22 protein-coding genes and 1 pseudogene are annotated in these 17,952 nt (G+C 40.5%); 19 read left to right on the forward strand and 4 right to left on the reverse strand.

Annotated elements, in window-relative coordinates:
• Positions 1-24: 24 nt before the first annotated feature.
• From purM to purH, 4 genes are read left to right on the forward strand one after another with little or no spacing between them, the layout of a single operon-like run.
• A complete protein-coding gene (gene purM / locus PCY09_RS04170; protein ID WP_048777305.1) occupies positions 25-1,047 on the forward strand; it encodes a phosphoribosylformylglycinamidine cyclo-ligase in 1,023 nt (340 codons plus the stop codon).
• Positions 1,044-1,595, forward strand: a complete 552-nt coding sequence (gene purN, locus PCY09_RS04175; protein WP_061602229.1) for a phosphoribosylglycinamide formyltransferase — start codon at positions 1,044-1,046, stop codon at positions 1,593-1,595. Before purM ends, purN begins: the two co-directional genes overlap by 4 nt.
• A gap of 47 nt (positions 1,596-1,642) precedes the next feature.
• Positions 1,643-2,350 carry a suppressor of fused domain protein gene (locus PCY09_RS04180; protein WP_061602230.1) on the forward strand — a complete coding sequence of 236 codons (708 nt, stop codon included), beginning with the start codon at positions 1,643-1,645 and terminating at the stop codon, positions 2,348-2,350.
• A 32-nt stretch (positions 2,351-2,382) separates the two neighbouring features.
• Positions 2,383-3,930 carry a bifunctional phosphoribosylaminoimidazolecarboxamide formyltransferase/IMP cyclohydrolase gene (gene purH / locus PCY09_RS04185; protein WP_061602231.1) on the forward strand — a complete coding sequence of 516 codons (1,548 nt, stop codon included), beginning with the start codon at positions 2,383-2,385 and terminating at the stop codon, positions 3,928-3,930.
• 328 nt (positions 3,931-4,258) lie between these two features.
• On the opposite strand, the gene PCY09_RS04190 is transcribed toward purH, so the two are convergent.
• Positions 4,259-4,975, reverse strand: coding sequence for a GntR family transcriptional regulator (locus tag PCY09_RS04190; protein ID WP_008808077.1), 717 nt, complete (start codon positions 4,973-4,975; stop codon positions 4,259-4,261).
• Between the two features lie 106 nt (positions 4,976-5,081).
• On the opposite strand from PCY09_RS04190, the gene PCY09_RS04195 reads away from it, so the two are divergent.
• From PCY09_RS04195 to PCY09_RS04265, 15 genes and pseudogenes are all read left to right on the forward strand, one after another.
• Entirely contained in the window at positions 5,082-6,908 is a 1,827-nt protein-coding gene (locus tag PCY09_RS04195) for a beta-galactosidase (protein WP_082245470.1), read from the forward strand.
• Positions 6,905-7,381, forward strand: coding sequence for a PTS system mannose/fructose/N-acetylgalactosamine-transporter subunit IIB (locus PCY09_RS04200; RefSeq protein ID WP_008808079.1), 477 nt, complete (start codon positions 6,905-6,907; stop codon positions 7,379-7,381). Before PCY09_RS04195 ends, PCY09_RS04200 begins: the two co-directional genes overlap by 4 nt.
• A 26-nt stretch (positions 7,382-7,407) precedes the next feature.
• A complete protein-coding gene (locus tag PCY09_RS04205; protein WP_061582592.1) occupies positions 7,408-8,322 on the forward strand; it encodes a PTS mannose/fructose/sorbose/N-acetylgalactosamine transporter subunit IIC in 915 nt (304 codons plus the stop codon).
• Positions 8,309-9,127: a PTS system mannose/fructose/sorbose family transporter subunit IID gene (locus tag PCY09_RS04210; protein WP_061602232.1), complete on the forward strand. Its 819-nt coding sequence runs from the start codon at positions 8,309-8,311 to the stop codon at positions 9,125-9,127. The genes PCY09_RS04205 and PCY09_RS04210 overlap by 14 nt, the downstream gene beginning before the upstream one ends.
• An 11-nt stretch (positions 9,128-9,138) precedes the next feature.
• Positions 9,139-9,546, forward strand: coding sequence for a PTS sugar transporter subunit IIA (locus tag PCY09_RS04215; protein ID WP_061602233.1), 408 nt, complete (start codon positions 9,139-9,141; stop codon positions 9,544-9,546).
• A 150-nt stretch (positions 9,547-9,696) separates the two neighbouring features.
• On the forward strand, positions 9,697-10,860 hold the full coding sequence (locus PCY09_RS04220) for an SIS domain-containing protein (RefSeq protein WP_045772612.1): 1,164 nt from the start codon (positions 9,697-9,699) through the stop codon (positions 10,858-10,860).
• A gap of 225 nt (positions 10,861-11,085) precedes the next feature.
• The gene (locus tag PCY09_RS04225) at positions 11,086-12,120 is read left to right on the forward strand and encodes an aldose epimerase family protein (RefSeq protein WP_061602234.1); all 1,035 of its coding nucleotides are present in this window, start codon (positions 11,086-11,088) and stop codon (positions 12,118-12,120) included.
• Positions 12,121-12,325: 205 nt separating this feature from the next.
• Positions 12,326-12,754, forward strand: coding sequence for a hypothetical protein (locus PCY09_RS04230; protein ID WP_061602235.1), 429 nt, complete (start codon positions 12,326-12,328; stop codon positions 12,752-12,754).
• A 256-nt stretch (positions 12,755-13,010) separates the two neighbouring features.
• The gene (locus PCY09_RS04235; RefSeq protein ID WP_061602236.1) at positions 13,011-13,217 is read left to right on the forward strand and encodes a hypothetical protein; all 207 of its coding nucleotides are present in this window, start codon (positions 13,011-13,013) and stop codon (positions 13,215-13,217) included.
• Complete coding sequence (locus PCY09_RS04240; protein WP_125396754.1) at positions 13,180-13,392, forward strand: hypothetical protein; 213 nt, start codon at positions 13,180-13,182, stop codon at positions 13,390-13,392. The genes PCY09_RS04235 and PCY09_RS04240 overlap by 38 nt, the downstream gene beginning before the upstream one ends.
• A 73-nt stretch (positions 13,393-13,465) precedes the next feature.
• Positions 13,466-13,882 carry a hypothetical protein gene (locus PCY09_RS04245; protein ID WP_061582595.1) on the forward strand — a complete coding sequence of 139 codons (417 nt, stop codon included), beginning with the start codon at positions 13,466-13,468 and terminating at the stop codon, positions 13,880-13,882.
• Positions 13,872-15,101 (forward strand): triacylglycerol lipase, encoded by a 1,230-nt coding sequence (locus PCY09_RS04250; protein ID WP_125396755.1) that lies wholly within the window; start codon positions 13,872-13,874, stop codon positions 15,099-15,101. Before PCY09_RS04245 ends, PCY09_RS04250 begins: the two co-directional genes overlap by 11 nt.
• On the forward strand, positions 15,083-15,475 hold the full coding sequence (locus PCY09_RS04255; RefSeq protein ID WP_082245471.1) for a hypothetical protein: 393 nt from the start codon (positions 15,083-15,085) through the stop codon (positions 15,473-15,475). The genes PCY09_RS04250 and PCY09_RS04255 overlap by 19 nt, the downstream gene beginning before the upstream one ends.
• Positions 15,456-15,749 (forward strand): hypothetical protein, encoded by a 294-nt coding sequence (locus PCY09_RS04260; RefSeq protein ID WP_061602239.1) that lies wholly within the window; start codon positions 15,456-15,458, stop codon positions 15,747-15,749. Before PCY09_RS04255 ends, PCY09_RS04260 begins: the two co-directional genes overlap by 20 nt.
• 12 nt (positions 15,750-15,761) lie before the next feature.
• Positions 15,762-15,875 (forward strand): annotated as a pseudogene (locus PCY09_RS04265) (galactose mutarotase); the annotation flags it as partial.
• 95 nt (positions 15,876-15,970) lie between these two features.
• Here the strand turns inward: PCY09_RS04265 and PCY09_RS04270 are convergent.
• Genes PCY09_RS04270 through PCY09_RS04280 form a run of 3 tightly spaced genes read right to left on the reverse strand, consistent with a single transcriptional unit; the run spans position 15,971 to position 17,877 of the window.
• Positions 15,971-16,984 carry a DUF4097 family beta strand repeat-containing protein gene (locus PCY09_RS04270; RefSeq protein WP_045634524.1) on the reverse strand — a complete coding sequence of 338 codons (1,014 nt, stop codon included), beginning with the start codon at positions 16,982-16,984 and terminating at the stop codon, positions 15,971-15,973.
• Positions 16,977-17,561 carry a DUF1700 domain-containing protein gene (locus tag PCY09_RS04275; RefSeq protein WP_045634523.1) on the reverse strand — a complete coding sequence of 195 codons (585 nt, stop codon included), beginning with the start codon at positions 17,559-17,561 and terminating at the stop codon, positions 16,977-16,979. The genes PCY09_RS04270 and PCY09_RS04275 overlap by 8 nt, the downstream gene beginning before the upstream one ends.
• Positions 17,548-17,877, reverse strand: coding sequence for a PadR family transcriptional regulator (locus PCY09_RS04280; protein WP_011999603.1), 330 nt, complete (start codon positions 17,875-17,877; stop codon positions 17,548-17,550). Before PCY09_RS04280 ends, PCY09_RS04275 begins: the two co-directional genes overlap by 14 nt.
• Positions 17,878-17,952: the final 75 nt, after the last annotated feature.

The following is a 17,952-nucleotide window of genomic DNA, read 5'->3' on the forward strand; positions in this document are numbered from 1 at the left end:
TATACAAAAGGAAGAGGAGACTAAATGACAAATAAGAATGCATACGCTCAATCTGGTGTGGATGTTGAAGCGGGGTATGAAGTAGTTGAACGAATCAAAAAACATGTGGCTCGTACGGAGCGTGCAGGGGTTATGGGAGCTTTGGGTGGCTTCGGTGGTATGTTTGACCTTTCAAAAACAGGTGTCAAAGAGCCTGTTTTGATCTCAGGTACAGATGGTGTTGGTACCAAGTTGATGCTAGCTATCAAGTATGACAAGCACGATACCATTGGTCAGGACTGTGTGGCCATGTGTGTCAATGACATCATCGCTGCAGGTGCGGAGCCCCTCTATTTCCTTGACTATGTCGCGACTGGCAAGAATGAACCAGCCAAGCTAGAACAAGTGGTTGCTGGTGTAGCAGAAGGTTGTGTGCAGGCAGGCGCCGCTCTTATCGGTGGAGAAACGGCTGAAATGCCTGGTATGTACGGTGAAGATGATTATGACTTGGCTGGTTTTGCAGTCGGTGTGGCTGAAAAATCTCAAATTATTGATGGTTCAAAAGTGACGGAAGGAGATGTTCTTCTCGGGCTTGCTTCAAGTGGGATTCACTCCAATGGTTACTCACTCGTGCGTCGCGTCTTTGCCGACTATACAGGTGAGGAAGTCTTGCCAGAATTGGAAGGCAAGAAACTTAAGGAAGTCCTTCTTGAGCCGACTCGTATCTATGTCAAGGCTGTCTTGCCTCTCATCAAGGAAGAGCTGGTCAACGGTATTGCCCACATCACAGGTGGTGGTTTTATCGAGAATGTCCCACGTATGTTTGCAGATGACTTGGCTGCAGAGATTGAGGAAAGCAAGGTTCCAGTGCTTCCGATTTTCAAAGCTCTTGAAAAATACGGTGAAATCAAGCATGAAGAAATGTTTGAAATCTTCAATATGGGTGTTGGACTCATGTTGGCAGTTAGCCCTGAAAATGTAGGCCGTGTCAAAGAATTGCTGGATGAACCAGTCTATGAAATTGGTCGCATCGTCAAGAAAGAAAACGAAAGTGTCATCATCAAATGAAAAAAATAGCGGTTTTTGCCTCTGGTAATGGCTCAAATTTTCAGGTGATTGCCGAAGAATTTCCGGTAGAGTTTGTCTTTTCAGACCATCGTGACGCCTATGTGCTCGAGCGTGCAGACAAGCTTGGCATTCTGTCCTATGCTTTTGAACTAAAGGAGTTTGAGAACAAGGCAGACTATGAAGCAGCCCTTGTCGAACTCTTGGAAGAACACCAGATTGACTTGGTTTGCCTCGCCGGCTACATGAAAATCGTTGGGCCAACCTTGTTGGCAGCTTATGAAGGTCGAATTATCAACATTCATCCAGCCTACCTGCCCGAATTTCCAGGAGCTCATGGGATTGAGGACGCTTGGAATGCTGGGGTTGCTGAGAGCGGCGTGACCATTCACTGGGTGGATTCTGGTGTGGACACAGGCAAGGTTATCAGACAAGTGCGTGTGCCAAGGCTAGCTGATGATACCATCGACAGTTTTGAAGCTCGCATTCATGAGGCTGAGTACAAGTTGTATCCAGAAGTCTTGGATAGTTTGGGAGTGGAGAGAAGGTAAAGACAAGTTCGTAAACCATAAGTAAGGGTATTAGCTAAGGAGAATTTATGGGTTTATTTGATTTTTTTAAGAAGAAACCTTCTAGTGAAGAAACGCCGATTGAAGATGGAGACAAGACTGTTATTCAATCTGATAATACAGATGATAGCGCTCCAGGATGGGAAGCCATTGATGCAGAGTTTGACCGTCTCTATCCTGATCAGCCCAATCCCCGGCATTATGGAACACTTATTAAATATATGTTTGGTGGTCCAGATCCTCTTGATGGTATCAGTGTTTATGATGCGGGAGAATTTTGGCATTTTGTTGGCTATGGCTTGTCAGAATTATATACAAAGGAAAGCTCAGATCCAGAATACAGTGGTTATGGGATTGAATTGACTTTTAAGTTGAAGAAATCAGATAATGACGAAGAAGAAATCAAAAATGGTTGCGGTTTATTGCAATATGTGGCAAGATATATTTTTAAAACGGGTAAAGTTGTTTTACCAGAAGAATACATTTATACCAAGCAAACGGTAGGAATTGATGCCCAGCAAAAATCAAAGTTGACAGGTTTTCTGACTGCTCGCGATAATCTAGCTAAGCCCCTAGACACTCCGCATGGAAAAGTAGAATTTGTAACCCTGATTGGTGCGACAGATGCAGAACTGCGAAGCGTGTATGAAAGTGAAACAAGTAAGCTTGAGGTAAGAAGATTATTGCAAGAACTTGCGAATCAGATTACAGACTATGATCGCCAGTCTTTAGTTTAAATGATGTGAAAGATACAAGGAAAGGAAAGAAAATGACTAAACGCGCCTTAATCAGCGTCTCAGACAAAGCAGGCATTGTTGAATTTGCCCAAGAACTCAAAAAACTCGGTTGGGAGATCATCTCGACAGGTGGAACAAAGGTTGCCCTCGATAGTGCTGGGGTAGAGACCATTGCTATTGACGACGTGACTGGCTTCCCAGAAATGATGGATGGTCGTGTCAAGACCCTGCACCCGAATATCCACGGTGGGCTCCTCGCTCGTCGTGATCTCGATAGCCATTTAGAGGCGGCTAAAGATAATAATATTGAGCTTATTGACCTTGTGGTGGTCAATCTCTATCCTTTCAAGGAAACAATTCTCAAACCAGATGTGACATACGCTGATGCGGTGGAGAATATCGATATCGGCGGGCCGTCTATGCTTCGTTCAGCAGCTAAAAACCATGCCAGTGTAACAGTTGTGGTAGACCCTGCTGATTATGCTGTAGTTCTTGAAGAATTGTCAGCCAATGGCGAAACTACTTACGAAACTCGCCAACGTTTAGCAGCAAAAGTTTTCCGCCACACAGCGGCTTATGACGCCTTGATTGCAGAGTATTTTACTACTCAAGTCGGAGAAAGCAAGCCTGAAAAATTGACCTTGACTTATGATCTCAAGCAAGTTATGCGTTATGGTGAAAACCCTCAACAGGATGCGGACTTCTACCAAAAAGCCTTGCCGACAGACTACTCAATTGCTTCAGCGAAACAGCTCAACGGTAAGGAATTGTCCTTTAACAATATCCGCGATGCGGATGCAGCTATCCGTATCATTCGTGATTTCAAAGACCGTCCAACCGTTGTGGCTTTGAAACACATGAATCCATGTGGTATCGGTCAAGCAGATGACATCGAGACTGCTTGGGATTATGCTTATGAGTCTGATCCTGTCTCAATCTTTGGTGGGATTGTCGTCCTTAACCGTGAGGTGGATGCTGCGACAGCTGAGAAGATGCATGGCGTCTTCCTTGAAATCATCATTGCACCGAGCTATACGGATGAAGCGCTAGCCATTTTGACCAACAAAAAGAAAAACTTGCGTATCCTTGTCTTGCCATTTGATGCTCAAGATGCCAGTGAAGTGGAAGCAGAATACACAGGTGTTGTCGGTGGACTTCTTGTGCAAAACCAAGACGTGGTGAAAGAGAGCCCAGCTGAATGGCAAGTGGTGACCAAACGCCAGCCAACCGAGACAGAAGCGACAGCTCTTGAGTTCGCATGGAAGGCTATCAAGTACGTCAAATCAAACGGAATCATCGTGACCAACGACCACATGACACTTGGTGTTGGCCCAGGTCAGACTAACCGTGTGGCTTCAGTCCGTATTGCCATTGACCAAGCCAAAGATCGTCTTGATGGTGCTGTACTTGCTTCCGACGCCTTTTTCCCATTTGCCGATAACGTGGAAGAAATCGCCAAAGCCGGTATCAAGGCCATCATCCAACCAGGTGGCTCCGTCCGCGACCAAGAATCCATCGAAGCAGCGGACAAATATGGCTTGACCATGGTCTTCACAGGCGTGAGACATTTTAGACATTGATAACCGACCTGTCCATTTTCTGTATATTTTTCCTTTTAAAGACTCCGGGTAAAGGAAGAAATGGCTTAGTTAGTCAGAAAATTTGTTTGTTTGACTAAAGTGAGTCAACAAACCTTCCATAAAACAAAAGCTAAAAAAGCTATCGATTCAGTTAATCGATAGCTTTTTGTTTAAATAAGTGTTCATATTATATATTTTAGCAAACAAATTAAAGGTATCTAACAAAATAACTTTTCATTTTAGGTAAAACACGATATAATATAAACATCAATGAAAGCGCTTTTACAAAAGGGTGTAAATGCTTGATAGAGTTCGTTTTTTACTACTATTAACGACTTTTATCAGAGGCAATAAACTTAATCTTATAAAAGTCTCCGCGTTTGTAACTCTCAACATATTCCAGGATTTGTCCAGTACTTTCAAGCTGAGTAGTTTTCACTTGATGTACAGAAGGAAATTGAGGATCGATTCCTAGTTTTTCAGCTACATGCTTAGGTGTTGGGAAAACAATTTCGTTGATTTCTTCAAAGGGTTCATCGTTCATATGAATATGATAATCTGCTTTGAAGCGACCATAAATAGAACTATAGTACTCTAAGTTTGGATAGTTCGCATTTACATATTGTTCTGGGATATAGGATTGCTGATAAATATAGGTCACACCATTGGTTTCTCTGACCCGTTCGATCCTATAATAGAATTGGTTGCTCTTTAGACCGAGTTTGTCTAGAATGGCTCCATCGTTTCCACGCTCAATGGATAAGACAGTGACATGGTCACTTTGGGATGGAAAAACCTCTACATCAGAAAATTCGACTAGTTTATGCTTACGGGCTCTAGATACGAAGGTGCCTTTTCCTTGCTGGCGGATAATATATCCGTCGTTGGCAAGATCGTTTAGTGCTCTGACGACAGTGATAGAACTAACATCATACATCTGTATCAATTCAGCCTCAGTGTAAAACTTATCACCATTTTCAAATTGACCAGAAATGATTTTTTGTTTTAGTTCATCTTTTATGTATTGGTATTTAGGGATTGCCATTATTTTTTCACCTCACTTCTATTCCCTCTTACTAGAATTTTACCATATTTTCTAAAAAATAGTTCAAAACTATTGACTTTTTTTCAAAATATTATTATATTAATTAATGAAAGAGTTTTCTTTGAAAGAGGGTGAGCGTTTGGCAAGGTTTGAAGTGTCTAATAATTTTCTACTAGATCAGAAGCCATTTAAGGTGTTATCAGGTGCAATCCACTACTTCCGAGTGCATCCAGATGACTGGTATCACTCGCTTTACAACTTAAAAGCTTTAGGATTTAATACGGTTGAGACTTATATTCCTTGGAATGTACATGAGCCTGAGAAGGGATGTTTTAATTTTCAAGGACAGTTGGATTTAGAAAAGTTCTTGCAGACAGCTCAAGACTTAGGACTTTATGCTATTGTTCGACCGTCGCCTTTCATCTGTGCAGAGTGGGAGTTTGGTGGCTTACCAGCTTGGCTCTTGACAGAAGACATGAGAATTCGTTCATCTGATCCCAGATTTATTGAGGCCGTAGCGGCTTACTACGATGAACTGCTTCCTCGCTTAACACCTAGATTATTGAATCGGGGTGGCAATATTCTCATGATGCAGGTTGAGAATGAGTATGGTTCCTATGGTGAGGATAAAGCTTATCTCAGAGCTGTCAGAGACCTAATGATAGAGCGAGGCATAACCTGTCCACTCTTTACCTCAGATGGCCCCTGGCGAGCAACTTTAGAAGCAGGTACACTGATTGATGAGGATTTGTTGGTTACTGGAAACTTTGGCTCTCGAGCAGATGAAAATTTTGCTTCGATGAAAAAATTTTTCCAAGAGCACGACAAGAAGTGGCCACTCATGTGTATGGAATTTTGGGACGGCTGGTTTAATCGCTGGAAGGAACCTATTATTACAAGGGATCCTGAAGAGTTGGCAGAAGCCGTTCATGAGGTTCTCAAGCAAGGTTCGATCAATCTTTATATGTTTCATGGGGGAACCAACTTTGGTTTCATGAATGGTTGTTCAGCGCGTGGAACAATTGATCTCCCGCAAGTCACTTCCTATGACTACGATGCCTTGCTAAATGAAGCTGGAAATCCAACACCTAAGTATTTTGCAGTTCAAAAGATGTTAAAGACTTATTACCCAGAATTTCCACAAATGGAACCTCTGGTGAAAGGCAGCTTTGAACAAAAAAATATTTCCTTGAGCGACAAGGTTAGTTTGTTTGAAACTTTGGCGGATTTGGCAGAGCCTGTTCAAAGTCTCTATCCTAAAAAGATGGAGGAACTAGGACAGAACTACGGTTATCTACTCTATCATACAGAAGCTGACTGGGATGCAGATCAAGAAAAGATTCGTATTATTGACGGTCGCGATCGGATGCAACTTTTTATTGACCAAGAGCATATTGCTACCCAATATCAAACTGAAATTGGTGCAGATATCTTTGTCGATAGACAGGTCAAAAGAAAGCATAGTATTGACATCCTCGTAGAAAATATGGGTCGAGTCAACTACGGCCATAAACTCTTGGCAGATACTCAAAGAAAAGGCATCCGAACAGGGATCTGCAAGGACCTACACTTCATGCTAGATTGGCAACACTACTGCCTTACTCTCGATCAACCTGAAAAGATTGACTTTTCAAAAGAATGGTACCCGGGGCATCCAGCTTTCTATGCCTTTGATTTTAACCTAGAAATGAAAGCGCTTAAAGATACATATCTTGATTTGACAGATTTTGGGAAAGGCGTCGCTTTTGTCAATGGAGTCAATATTGGACGTTTCTGGAATGTCGGGCCAACCTTATCTCTTTATATTCCTCATGGCCTTCTAAAGGAAGGAGCAAACCGTATCATTATTTTTGAGACGGAAGGGGAATTTAAAGATTCTATTCATCTTGTTAACCAACCTACATTTAAAAATATAAAGGGGGAAAATTTATGACAATCGTAGGGAATCGAATCGACGGACGTCTGATTCATGGACAAGTAGCCAACCTTTGGACTACTAAGCTTAATGTGACACGCATCATGGTAATTGATGACGAAGTGGCACAAAACGATATTGAAAAGAGCGGACTCAAGTTGGCAACGCCACCAGGAGTGAAGCTCAGCATTTTGCCAATCGCTAAAGCAGCAGAAAACATCTTGGCTGGTAAATATGACTCACAACGACTCTTTATCGTTGCTCGTAAACCAGACCGTTTCCTTCGTTTGGTAGAGGCTGGTGTGCCACTAGAAACACTTAATGTCGGAAATATGTCTCAATCAGACGAAACTCGTCCAATCACTCGCTCCATCAATGTAGTTGATGCAGACGTGGAAGCTTTCCACAAACTGCATGAAAAAGGCGTGAAGCTGACAGCTCAGATGGTTCCAAATGATCCGGTTGCGGATTTTATGAATTTGTTAAAATAAGGAAAAATTTTTAGGAGGTCTTTGTCATGATACAATGGTGGCAAATTTTACTACTCACTCTGTACTCAGCTTATCAAATCTGCGATGAGTTGACGATCGTTTCTTCAGCAGGTTCACCTGTATTTGCTGGATTTATCACAGGGCTCATTATGGGAGATATGGGTACAGGTCTGTTCATCGGTGCTTCTCTTCAATTGGTAGTACTCGGTGTTGGTACATTCGGTGGTGCATCTCGTATTGACGCCACTTCTGGTGCGGTTCTTGCGACTGCCTTCTCTGTATCTCAAGGGCTTGATCCAGAACTTGCTATTGCTACAATTGCTGTGCCGGTAGCAACTTTGTTGACATACTTCGATATTCTTGGTCGTATGACTACAACTTACTTCGCTCACCGTGTGGATGCCGCGATTGAACGCTTTGACTACAAAGGCATCGAACGCAACTATCTCCTTGGTGCGATTCCTTGGGCTCTTTCTCGTGCCCTCCCGGTCTTCTTTGCCCTTGCCTATGGTGGAGCCTTTGTAACAACTATCGTTACAGGTCTCGCTAATGTACAATGGTTGGCGAACGGTCTAAAACTGGCGGGTCAAATGCTTCCAGGCCTTGGATTTGCAATCTTGCTTCGTTATCTTCCAGTTAAACGTAACCTTCACTATTTGGCACTTGGATTTGGTTTGACAGCTATGTTGACAGTGCTTTATAGCAATGTTCAAAGTCTTGGTACTGCAGTATCTAGTATTGTTGGTTCTGAAGTGTTCTCTAAACTTCCAAAAGAACAAGCCATTACTTTTGTTAACAACTTCAAGAGTGTATCTATGATTGGTATTGCTATCATTGGTGTCTTCCTTGCAGTACAACACTTCAAAAACAGCCAACGTACAGTCGTAGCTGCTCCAGTAACTGAATCAGAAAGCGGGGAAATTGAAGATGACGAATTCTAATTACAAACTAACAAAAGAAGATTTTAAACAGATTAATAAACGTAGCTTGTTTACCTTCCAATTGGGTTGGAACTATGAGCGTATGCAGGCTTCTGGTTACCTTTACATGATTTTGCCACAATTACGTAAAATGTATGGAGACGGTACACCTGAACTGAAAGAAATGATGAAATTGCATACGCAATTCTTCAATACTTCACCATTCTTCCACACTATTATCACTGGTTTTGACCTTGCTTTGGAAGAAAAAGATGGCGTCAAATCAAAAGATGCGGTCAATGGTATCAAGACAGGTCTCATGGGACCATTCGCTCCCCTTGGAGACTCAATCTTTGGATCATTGGTACCAGCGATTATGGGTTCAATTGCAGCAACTTTGGCTGTTGCAGGAAACCCAGCAGGTATCTTCTTGTGGATCGCTGTGGCAGTTGCTTATGACATTTTCCGTTGGAAACAATTGGAATTTGCCTATAAAGAAGGGGTTAACCTCGTCAACAACATGCAAAGTACTTTGACAGCTTTGATAGATGCTGCATCTGTACTTGGTGTTTTCATGGTTGGTGCCTTGATCGCCAGCATGATTGGTGTTGAAGTTTCTTGGGCTCCACACATTGGGGACAAAGCGATTGAAATTCAAGATATGCTAAACCTCATCTTCCCACGTTTGGTACCAGCTATCATCACAGGTGTAATCTATTGGTTGCTTGGACGTAAGGGTATGAACTCTACAAAAGCTATCTTGCTCATCATTCTTGCAGCAGTTGCATTCTCAGCATTCGGTCACTTCTTCTTTGGAATGGCGTAATGGAGTAATTTATGAGTAAGCAATTAGTATTAATTAGCCACGGTCGTTTCTGTGAAGAGTTAAAACACAGTACAGAGATGATAATGGGCCCACAAGAGTCCATCCATAGTGTTGCCTTGCTTCCAGAAGAAGGACCAGATGATTTTTTGGCAAAATTTTTAGATACTATCAAAGATTTTGATGACTATCTGGTATTTGCAGATCTCTTGGGAGGCACACCATGTAATGTTGTTAGTCGCTTGATTATGGAAGGTAAAGAAATTGAACTCTATGCTGGTATGAATTTACCAATGGTCATTGAGTTTATCAATTCTTCCTTGATCGGCGCCGACAGCAACTATCAAGAAAAAGCGGCCGAAAGCATTGTTAAAGTCAACGACCTCTTAGCAGGATTTGCTGACGATGATGAAGACGAGTAGGCAGGTGTCGAAAAAAGTCTTGTAGACACCAGTCACTATTTAGGGATTTATAGACTACAAATGAGGGGAGAGGGAGCTTTTCCTCTCCTCTTTTTTAAAAATAAATGTTTGAAAACATTCGAATAAAATAGAAAGGAAACAAAAAAGAAAATGCTTAATTATTCAAGAGAGCAATTAGTAGACTTAGGAGCTGAAATCACCACGCGCGAAATCCACCAACAACCACAAGTTTGGCAGACAGCCTTCGATGCTTATAAAGCTCACCAAACCGAAATTGAGGCATTCTTAGACTCGATTGATGGTAAGCATGACTATATCAAGGTTATCTTTACTGGGGCGGGTACTTCAGCCTATGTGGGGGATACTTTGATTCCCTATCTCAGAAGTATTTACGATGAGCGAAAATGGAATTTCAACTCGGTTGCGACAACGGATATTGTAGCCAATCCTTTGACTCATTTGCGTAAGCATGTTCCGACAGTCTTGGTTTCCTTTGCTCGTAGTGGTAATTCTCCTGAGAGTGTAGCAACAGTCGATTTAGCTAAACAGTTGGTAGATGAGCTTTATCAGGTAACAATTACCTGTGCAGCAGAAGGGAAATTAGCCCAGCAGGCTCATGGAGACGAGAGAAACCTGCTCTTGCTCCAACCATCTCCATCCAACGATGCTGGTTTTGCTATGACATCGAGCTTTACTTCTATGATGCTAACGGCTTTACTAGTCTTTGATAAATCCGAACTTGCAGTAAAAGAGGAAAAAGTTGCGTCTTTGATTGCTTTAAGCCAGCAAACTTTAGACCGAGTAGATGAGATTCAAAATTTGGTAAACTTAGACTTTAATCGTGTAATCTATCTTGGAGCAGGCTCCTTCTTTGGTCTAGCCCATGAAGCTCAATTGAAGATTCTAGAATTGACGGCCGGCCAAGTGGCAACAATGTATGAAAGTCCAGTTGGCTTCCGACATGGACCAAAATCCTTGGTCAACGAGCAGACAATTGTCCTGATCTTTGGATCAAAAGATCCATATACCAAGCAATACGATCTAGATTTAGTCAGAGAAGTTGCTGGGGATGAGATTGCCCGCAAGGTTATTTTGCTGACAGACAAGGCAGAAGGATTGGCAAAAGTAGAAGAAGTAGAAATGGCAAGTGAATTACTGGACGATGTCTATCGGACCTTCCCTTATATCATTTATGGCCAGCTTTTTGCTTTGCTTACTTCTTTGAAAGTTAAAAATCGACCAGATACACCTTCGCCAACTGGTACAGTTAACCGTGTTGTGCAGGGAGTTGTTATTCATCCCTTTGCTAAATAGGAAAAAAGAGGATTAATTGCAGTGCTTGGCTTTACTCAATAGGATTTAAGCGAACAAGATTCTTTCCAAAAGTGCCCACAGCTGGTTTGATAAAGTAGAAGAAACTCTTTAATAAGTAGGTGTTTTTAGAATGGGTACTGTGTTATAGTAAAAGAAGTATGGGATAGGAATTGCTAAAGAAGATTCGGATTTCCCTCTTTTACATTTTCATCACAAGGAGTTATTATGAAATCGTATCAAAAAACTATATTTGGAGAGTTTCAAGGGCAAAACATTTTTCGCTTCACCTTTGAAAACGATCTGGGCTATCGTCTCAGTGTTATGAACTATGGGGCGACAATACTGGAATACCAAACACCAGATAAAAAAGGCCAGTTTGCTAATGTTATTTTAGGATTTGATCAATTTAAAGATTATATTGGCAATAGCCCTAAACATGGAGCCAGTATTGGACCTGTAGCTGGTCGTATTGCCGGGGCAAGTTTTGAATTGGGGGGAGAAACCTATCATCTAGAAACCAATAATGGTCAAAATTGCAATCACAGTGGGTCTACTGGTTGGGACAGTGCTGTTTTTCAAGTGGAAGAAGTCACTGACGAAGGCCTAGTTCTTTTTACAGAAAGAGCAGATGGGACTGGAGGTTTTCCAGGTCATCTCAAGGTTTGGATTTCTTATACACTTTCTGAAAAAGGGGAGCTGGAAATTTCTTATCAGGTACAAACTGACCGAGATACTCTTATCAATCCAACCAACCATAGCTATTTTAATCTTTCAGCTGATTTTGCTCAGACCATTGATGACCATGTCTTTCAGGTAGATAGCCTGGGGGTTTATCCAATTGCGGCGGATGGAGTACCAGCTAAAGAGGTAGAAACAAGTGATTTTGTAAAGCATCTGCAGCAAGCGATGCTTCTGAAGGACCTCTTTGCTGAAAAGGATGAGCAGGTTCGATTGGTGTCAGGCCTAGATCATCCTTTTGCACTAAAACCAGGACATGAAACGGCAGGCTTCCTCTATCATCAGGAATCTGGGCGTTTCTTGACCTTTAAGACAGAAGCACCATGTTTGGTGGTCTACACCGCAAATTGTGTAGATGAAGAAATTCGCTTTGCTGGTCAAACAATGAAACAACACAATGGAGTAGCTCTTGAAATGCAGGCTCTTCCTGATGCTATACATAGCCATCAGAAAGACCAGGTCATTGTTAGGGCTGGTCAGGAGTTTACTAGCACAACCACTTATCATGCAATTGCTAAATAAAATCGAAGGATATTTAAATAGATAACTAAATACAGGTTGGAAGAATTTTAAATAAAAATATAGATTTGATTTGTATACAATGTAAGGAGCGTCAAAAGAATTTGACGCTTTTTTTCATGATAAATATGCTAAAATAGGAACAATAGCATTGAGTAAGACATTTTACAATGACATTCGTAATGAAGAAATTTTTGGGGAGGGCATAATGGCTAAAATAAGTAATGAAATATTAGGGTTCATTTTTACATTTTCTTATCTAGGTCTTCTTGTTTGTCTTTGGATATGGTATGGTTCGAATTTTGTATTTCTGTGTGTAATTTTTTGGGGGTTGCCATTGCTTTTAATAAGTATCCCTTGGTTGGGTATATGGATTTTTACAAGATTAAAGTCTTTAGTTTTAGTAGGCTATCTTGCTAGCTTATTAAACGTTTTTTATCTTTTGCCAATTTTTAAAGATTTTCAATTATTGAGAATTACAGATACGGCAGGGAACATTATCTCTTTGGTACCTTGGCTATCTCTTGCAATCACTCTATTTGATAGTATATTTTTGTTCGTTGCCACCCTAGGCTTTTATAAAAATTTTATTTTAGAATTACCTAAAAAAGATGATTTAGATAAGGACTTGTTATAAAAAAGCAAATCAAATGGAGCCTTGTGACTATAGTTGGATTAATAATAGGAGGGGTTATGATATTTAGTTTTCAAAAAAAAGAACAGACGGCTTTGAATGGCGTAATTTGAGTTAGATTAAAAATTGATGATGTTAATTTTAGGAGACGTCGTACGGACATCTGGTTATGATCCTAAAGAGATGCTAGTTTGGGAAAGAGACATTGCTGTTACAAAAACGACTAATGGTATTAAAATTATATATTTAGGAGAGAATAATGACGATAACAGATAAAGATTATAGATATATTGTTGATTATGTTTATAAAGTGGATACTCTAAAAGTGAGTAGATCTTATAGTAATGATGGTTTTGTTGCAAATGATCGGTTTAAAGTAATTTCCAGTCCCGTAGGCAACCCCTCCAATAGCATGCAGGCGATGGTGGTTGCTCCTGTGGATAAAAAAAGGGAATGTGGATTATAGTCATGTAGTGATTGCCTATGCAGAGACGAATAGTTCGGATATAAAGGATATTGAAACGGATTTACAGTCTTTAGGGCTTGGGAGGGATAAACTACAACTTCTTTCCGGTCTGAATTCTGCGAAAGTAGTAGATTCTCAGTTTGTGACGGCACTAGGTTACACCAATGTTAGTTAAAACAGCTATTTATGTTATACTATAAGGTAATTGGGACTATTTACTTTATAGAATGGTATAAGGAGGTATGTTAATGAATAAGCATAAAAAATGGGGTATTATTGCTTTGATCATTTGTATTATAGGAGGGATTATAATGTTTAGTTTGAATCACCAAAAAGAAAAAACATTGGAAGAGAAAATGAGAATCGAACAGGATAGGATAGCACTATTTGTAGTTAATAGAGTAAAATTAAAAACACAGAATCCGATTGAAACTATAGAATTCATAGAATTCAGAAAAAATGAAACAACAGGGACCTGGCGAATAACACTTGTAATCAATGGAGCGGCAACAATATCCCTATCAGAGGATGCTTTTGGGGATGTTATACGGACATCTGGATATTATTTAGAAGACATGTCTGTTGACGAGACGGATGCTCCTTATACAAAGACAATTGATAATATAAAGATTAGCTATCTGGGGGAAACTAAGGATGACGACTGAGAGAGATTATAGATATATTGTTGATGATGTTTATGCTGTAGATTCTCATAAAGTGAAAGTTCCTTTAAAAAAAGGGGCAGTAGTGGCACAGGGGAAATTTAAAATTATAACAGCTCCTGTTGACAATACCTCCAACGGTATGCAGGCTATGGCAGTTGCTCCTGTGGATAAAAAAGGGAATGTGGATTATAGTCATGTAGTGATTGCCTATGCAGGGACGAATAGTTCGGATATGAAGGACATTGAAACGGATTTACAGTCTTTAGGGCTTGGGCGGGATAAACTACAACTTCGTTCCGGTCTAAATTCTGCGAAAGTAGTAGATTCTCAGTTTGTAACAGCCTTGAATTATGCCAAGGAGGTGGAGGAAGAGGTCAGGCAAAAACATCCCACTGCCAAAATTACAACAGCAGGGCATTCATTAGGTGAGTCACTGGCTATGTATGTCGCTTTAAAGCGAGGTTATCCCAATATTGGTTTTAATGGGCCAGATATTCATAACTTGATTTCGAAAGAAGAAATCAAGTACATGCAAGAACATCCAGAACAATTTAGTAATTATCGTCATAAGTATGATGTTATTGGTAATGTTACGGGAAATACGACTCAAACAGCTATCTATCCCTATATCTATCCTGCAAAAGATAACTGGGGTGACAAGTTAGCATATCATAACTTGTCCCAGTGGCAATTTGATGAGAATGGCCGGTTAGTTGATTTGAACGGAAAACGTGTCACGAATCTCAAAGTAACGGCGCTAGCAGAAGCAACAGCAGGTATGTACCGCTACCAAAAAATCAAAAACTACCTCTCAGCAGATGGTTTGTCAAGTAGGGAAGAGATATACTTGGATAGTTTGCAGGGAATGGCTCTAGGGGAAGGAATGGCTAATGCGGCTCGAGCTGGTGCAGACGACATCAAGCACCTTCAAGAAGAGGTGGTGTCAAAAGTACAAGACCTATGGGATCAGCTTGATTTTAGTAGTTTCCGATACCTGAGTTATGACGAAGTTCTATCGACTTTTGCGTCTGCGGGTGTGACTCAGGATACAATTGTCAGTTCAGTTGAGCAAGATTTTGAGCAAATGAATCAAAAGGCTGAAAAACTAGCTACAGAGTTTGATACCCTTAACCAACAGATCATCCAAGTCATTGAGAATAAACTAGCTACAGATAAGGAATTGGCAGGAGAATTTAGAAAATGGAACAGTCGGATTTAGTCTTCCAAAAGCTAAAAGCAAAAGAAAAAGAGTATCATGATTTGGAAGATGAGTATCTAAAGCGGAAGGCAACTTTGATGAATCAACGTAATGAACTCTATGAACGTCGAGACCGCCTTGCCAGAATCGTCGAAGACGAAGCTGGTAAAATGGATGTTTTTCTTCAAAAGGGACAACACAGTTACCAAGATGGGGAACAGTTTTATAGGAGTTTACAACAATTGATGGAGGATTCTCAGTTTGCGTGTAGGCGTAGAGAAGATGAATTGCAGTACCATGAAGAGGTGTTAGATAGAGATTATCGTAAAAAGCAAGATGAGTTAGAACAGACAATCGGAGATTTAAGGAGGTCATATGCTCGCGCCATTAAATGAATATTACACAGATGAAGAATATGAATTTGCTTTACGTCAGATGTATCGAATGATGGAGAGGAATAGAATCTATACTATGGCAACAGTAATCTTAAATGAAAAAAATTCTTTGCAAAAAGATTATAAAGAAAAAGTAAGACAAAGTGCAGAGGAGACAAAAGTTGCTATTGGGAAAATAAAATCGCAGATGGATACGGCCATAAAAGGGCAAGTGAGAAAGAAGATTGAGCAAGTGACACAGGAAAAAACAGATGAATATGATAAGATTATATAAAAATTAAGAACCCTTGAAATGCAGGCTCTTCCTGATGCTATACATAGCCATCAGAAAGACCAGGTCATTGTTAGGGCTGGTCAGGAGTTTACCAGCACAACCACTTATCATGCAATTGCTAAATAAAAAATAGGCAGGGATAGATATCCCGGTCTATTTTTTTATGTATTCATATCCATCCACAGACGGATGCAGTTTTTGGTGGAAGTGTTAAAATAATTTTACTCAGCAACAGACAGCTCGATACTTCCGGCGCTATCTCTTACAAAAACTTTTCCGCTACTCTTATCCAGTTGGCGTTTCAGTTTAGAACCAACCTCGTCATTTTCACCTGTGATAGATTGAAAATTGCGGGGGACAGTGATGCTACCCATGCTTGTTTCTATATCAAATGAAAGAGTTTCAAGGCTTTCTTTGACTAAGTTTAGCTCAATATCACCTAAGCTATTGTCAATATTGATATCACCTGACAGAGTGAGTTGCTGAGAGTTAATGCTACCTGATGAAAGCTTAATTGTGCTATCTGATAGTTTACTTTTATTTAGGTTGATATCCCCTAGAGAATTTGTTAGATACCCTTTTTCAACAGTAGTGTTATCGATAGTCACACTGCCTGATGAGAGCTTAAGATCCAATTTTTGGATGGCCAGATCAGATAAGGAAACGTCTCCAAGAGAATTCGATAAGTCTCCCGTGGAAATCGTACTGTTTTTGACGGTTAGGCTGCCTGCTGAAAGACTAAGGTCTAATTTTTGAACGGACAAGCCAGATAGGGAAACGTCACCTAGACTGCTGTTGCCTTTAAGGGTTGAAAGTTTTGTTCCCTTAGGTAGGCTGAGGGTAACCGTTGAACGCCCTCCTTCGTTGTCAAAAAAGTTCAAGATAGAACGGATGCCACTGCTCCAGCCGAAAGTTATCAGGGGCTTTGGTTGCTGAATCTTTAGAGTTCCTTGATTGGCTGAGGTAACAATTCGCTCAGAAGCTTCCTTGCCTTGATAATAGGTCAAATGTGTTTTATCATCTTCTGATTCTTCAATGACTAGGTTTCGATTTCCGAGATCGATATCCAGAGCAGAAATATCGGAGAAGTCCTCTGTCTTTTTACTGTATTTGGTATGATTGGCTTGCAACAAGTGGTTTATGCCACCAGTTGCAGTTCCTGTAGCAATCAGTGCACCTCCTAGTAGGCATGCTGAGATTCCGACAGTTAGTAATGTTTTTTTCCAGTTAGGCATGGCGTGCTCCTTTCTTTGAAAGTCGTTTCGCTAGCTTGATAAAGTTGTTTTTGGTGAACTGTATGAGAGGTGAAACACCTAAAGCGCAGAAAGCGGATAGTCCAAAACCTAGAAGGCTGATTCCAATAGTAAGTAGGAAGCTAGGAATAGAAACTCCTAGTGAGATGGTCAGGCTGTCCCAGATCGAGCTGATACCAAAGACAAAAAAGGCGAAGGAGCCGACAGCCAGGACAAAAGCAAAGACTCCAATCAAGAAGAAGAAGACGAAGACTAAAATAGCGACGACCAGAGCTAGCGGAATAGCTAGAGGTGCTGCTAGAATAGATAGGATAGCAATTTGGATAACATTCTTAGTATTCTTTGGCTCGTCTTCTTCTATGATCTTATCTAAGAGGTTGACCATGATTTCATGTGCAGCTTCACGAGGACTACCAAGTTCGGCTATGACTTGGGCTTCGTTTTCAGGGCCTGCTTCATCAAAATATTCAATAAAGTAGTCCATAGCTTCTTGGTAATCGTGTCTGGGGAGTTTCTTCAGATATTTATCTAACTGAGCGAGATATTCAGTTCTTGTCATGATGGATGTTCCCTTCTATAATATTGTTGATTGTACTAATATACTGATTCCATTCTTCTCTGAGCTTATTGAGCTGGTCGAGCCCCGCACCTGTGAGAGAATAATATTTTCTTTTACGACCTTGAAACTCTTGTGAGTAGGTGGTTAGGTAGCTATTCTTTTCTAATTTTTTCAGAATTGGGTAAAGAGTGGACTCTTTGATATTGGCTAACAATTTAATGGTCTGGCTGATTTCATAACCATAGGAATCTTCTTTTTCTACGAGGGCCAAAATGAGAAACTCAATTAGGGCTGATGAGGTTGGGAAGTAATACACATTTTTTTCCTCCTTTATCAATATAAAAAATATTTATATATAATTATTTTATATATAAATTATATACATAATAAA

Origin of the sequence: Streptococcus sp. SG2 (assembly GCF_030439925.1) — a bacterium.
Taxonomy (GTDB): Bacteria; Bacillota; Bacilli; order Lactobacillales; family Streptococcaceae; genus Streptococcus; species Streptococcus gordonii.

What these genes read in the sequence shown, in the direction of transcription:
- PCY09_RS04205 (WP_061582592.1), top strand. Translation starts at nt 7,408, where the DNA reads ATGATACAATGGTGGCAAATTTTACTACTCACTCTGTACTCAGCTTAT.
- PCY09_RS04180 (WP_061602230.1), top strand. Translation starts at nt 1,643, where the DNA reads ATGGGTTTATTTGATTTTTTTAAGAAGAAACCTTCTAGTGAAGAAACG.
- PCY09_RS04190 (WP_008808077.1), bottom strand. Translation starts at nt 4,975, where the DNA reads ATGGCAATCCCTAAATACCAATACATAAAAGATGAACTAAAACAAAAA.
- PCY09_RS04235 (WP_061602236.1), top strand. Translation starts at nt 13,011, where the DNA reads ATGACGATAACAGATAAAGATTATAGATATATTGTTGATTATGTTTAT.
- PCY09_RS04260 (WP_061602239.1), top strand. Translation starts at nt 15,456, where the DNA reads ATGCTCGCGCCATTAAATGAATATTACACAGATGAAGAATATGAATTT.
- PCY09_RS04220 (WP_045772612.1), top strand. Translation starts at nt 9,697, where the DNA reads ATGCTTAATTATTCAAGAGAGCAATTAGTAGACTTAGGAGCTGAAATC.
- PCY09_RS04195 (WP_082245470.1), top strand. Translation starts at nt 5,082, where the DNA reads ATGAAAGAGTTTTCTTTGAAAGAGGGTGAGCGTTTGGCAAGGTTTGAA.
- PCY09_RS04255 (WP_082245471.1), top strand. Translation starts at nt 15,083, where the DNA reads ATGGAACAGTCGGATTTAGTCTTCCAAAAGCTAAAAGCAAAAGAAAAA.
- PCY09_RS04225 (WP_061602234.1), top strand. Translation starts at nt 11,086, where the DNA reads ATGAAATCGTATCAAAAAACTATATTTGGAGAGTTTCAAGGGCAAAAC.
- PCY09_RS04270 (WP_045634524.1), bottom strand. Translation starts at nt 16,984, where the DNA reads ATGCCTAACTGGAAAAAAACATTACTAACTGTCGGAATCTCAGCATGC.
- PCY09_RS04215 (WP_061602233.1), top strand. Translation starts at nt 9,139, where the DNA reads ATGAGTAAGCAATTAGTATTAATTAGCCACGGTCGTTTCTGTGAAGAG.
- PCY09_RS04275 (WP_045634523.1), bottom strand. Translation starts at nt 17,561, where the DNA reads ATGACAAGAACTGAATATCTCGCTCAGTTAGATAAATATCTGAAGAAA.
- purM (WP_048777305.1), top strand. Translation starts at nt 25, where the DNA reads ATGACAAATAAGAATGCATACGCTCAATCTGGTGTGGATGTTGAAGCG.
- PCY09_RS04200 (WP_008808079.1), top strand. Translation starts at nt 6,905, where the DNA reads ATGACAATCGTAGGGAATCGAATCGACGGACGTCTGATTCATGGACAA.
- PCY09_RS04210 (WP_061602232.1), top strand. Translation starts at nt 8,309, where the DNA reads ATGACGAATTCTAATTACAAACTAACAAAAGAAGATTTTAAACAGATT.
- PCY09_RS04230 (WP_061602235.1), top strand. Translation starts at nt 12,326, where the DNA reads ATGGCTAAAATAAGTAATGAAATATTAGGGTTCATTTTTACATTTTCT.
- purN (WP_061602229.1), top strand. Translation starts at nt 1,044, where the DNA reads ATGAAAAAAATAGCGGTTTTTGCCTCTGGTAATGGCTCAAATTTTCAG.
- purH (WP_061602231.1), top strand. Translation starts at nt 2,383, where the DNA reads ATGACTAAACGCGCCTTAATCAGCGTCTCAGACAAAGCAGGCATTGTT.
- PCY09_RS04245 (WP_061582595.1), top strand. Translation starts at nt 13,466, where the DNA reads ATGAATAAGCATAAAAAATGGGGTATTATTGCTTTGATCATTTGTATT.
- PCY09_RS04250 (WP_125396755.1), top strand. Translation starts at nt 13,872, where the DNA reads ATGACGACTGAGAGAGATTATAGATATATTGTTGATGATGTTTATGCT.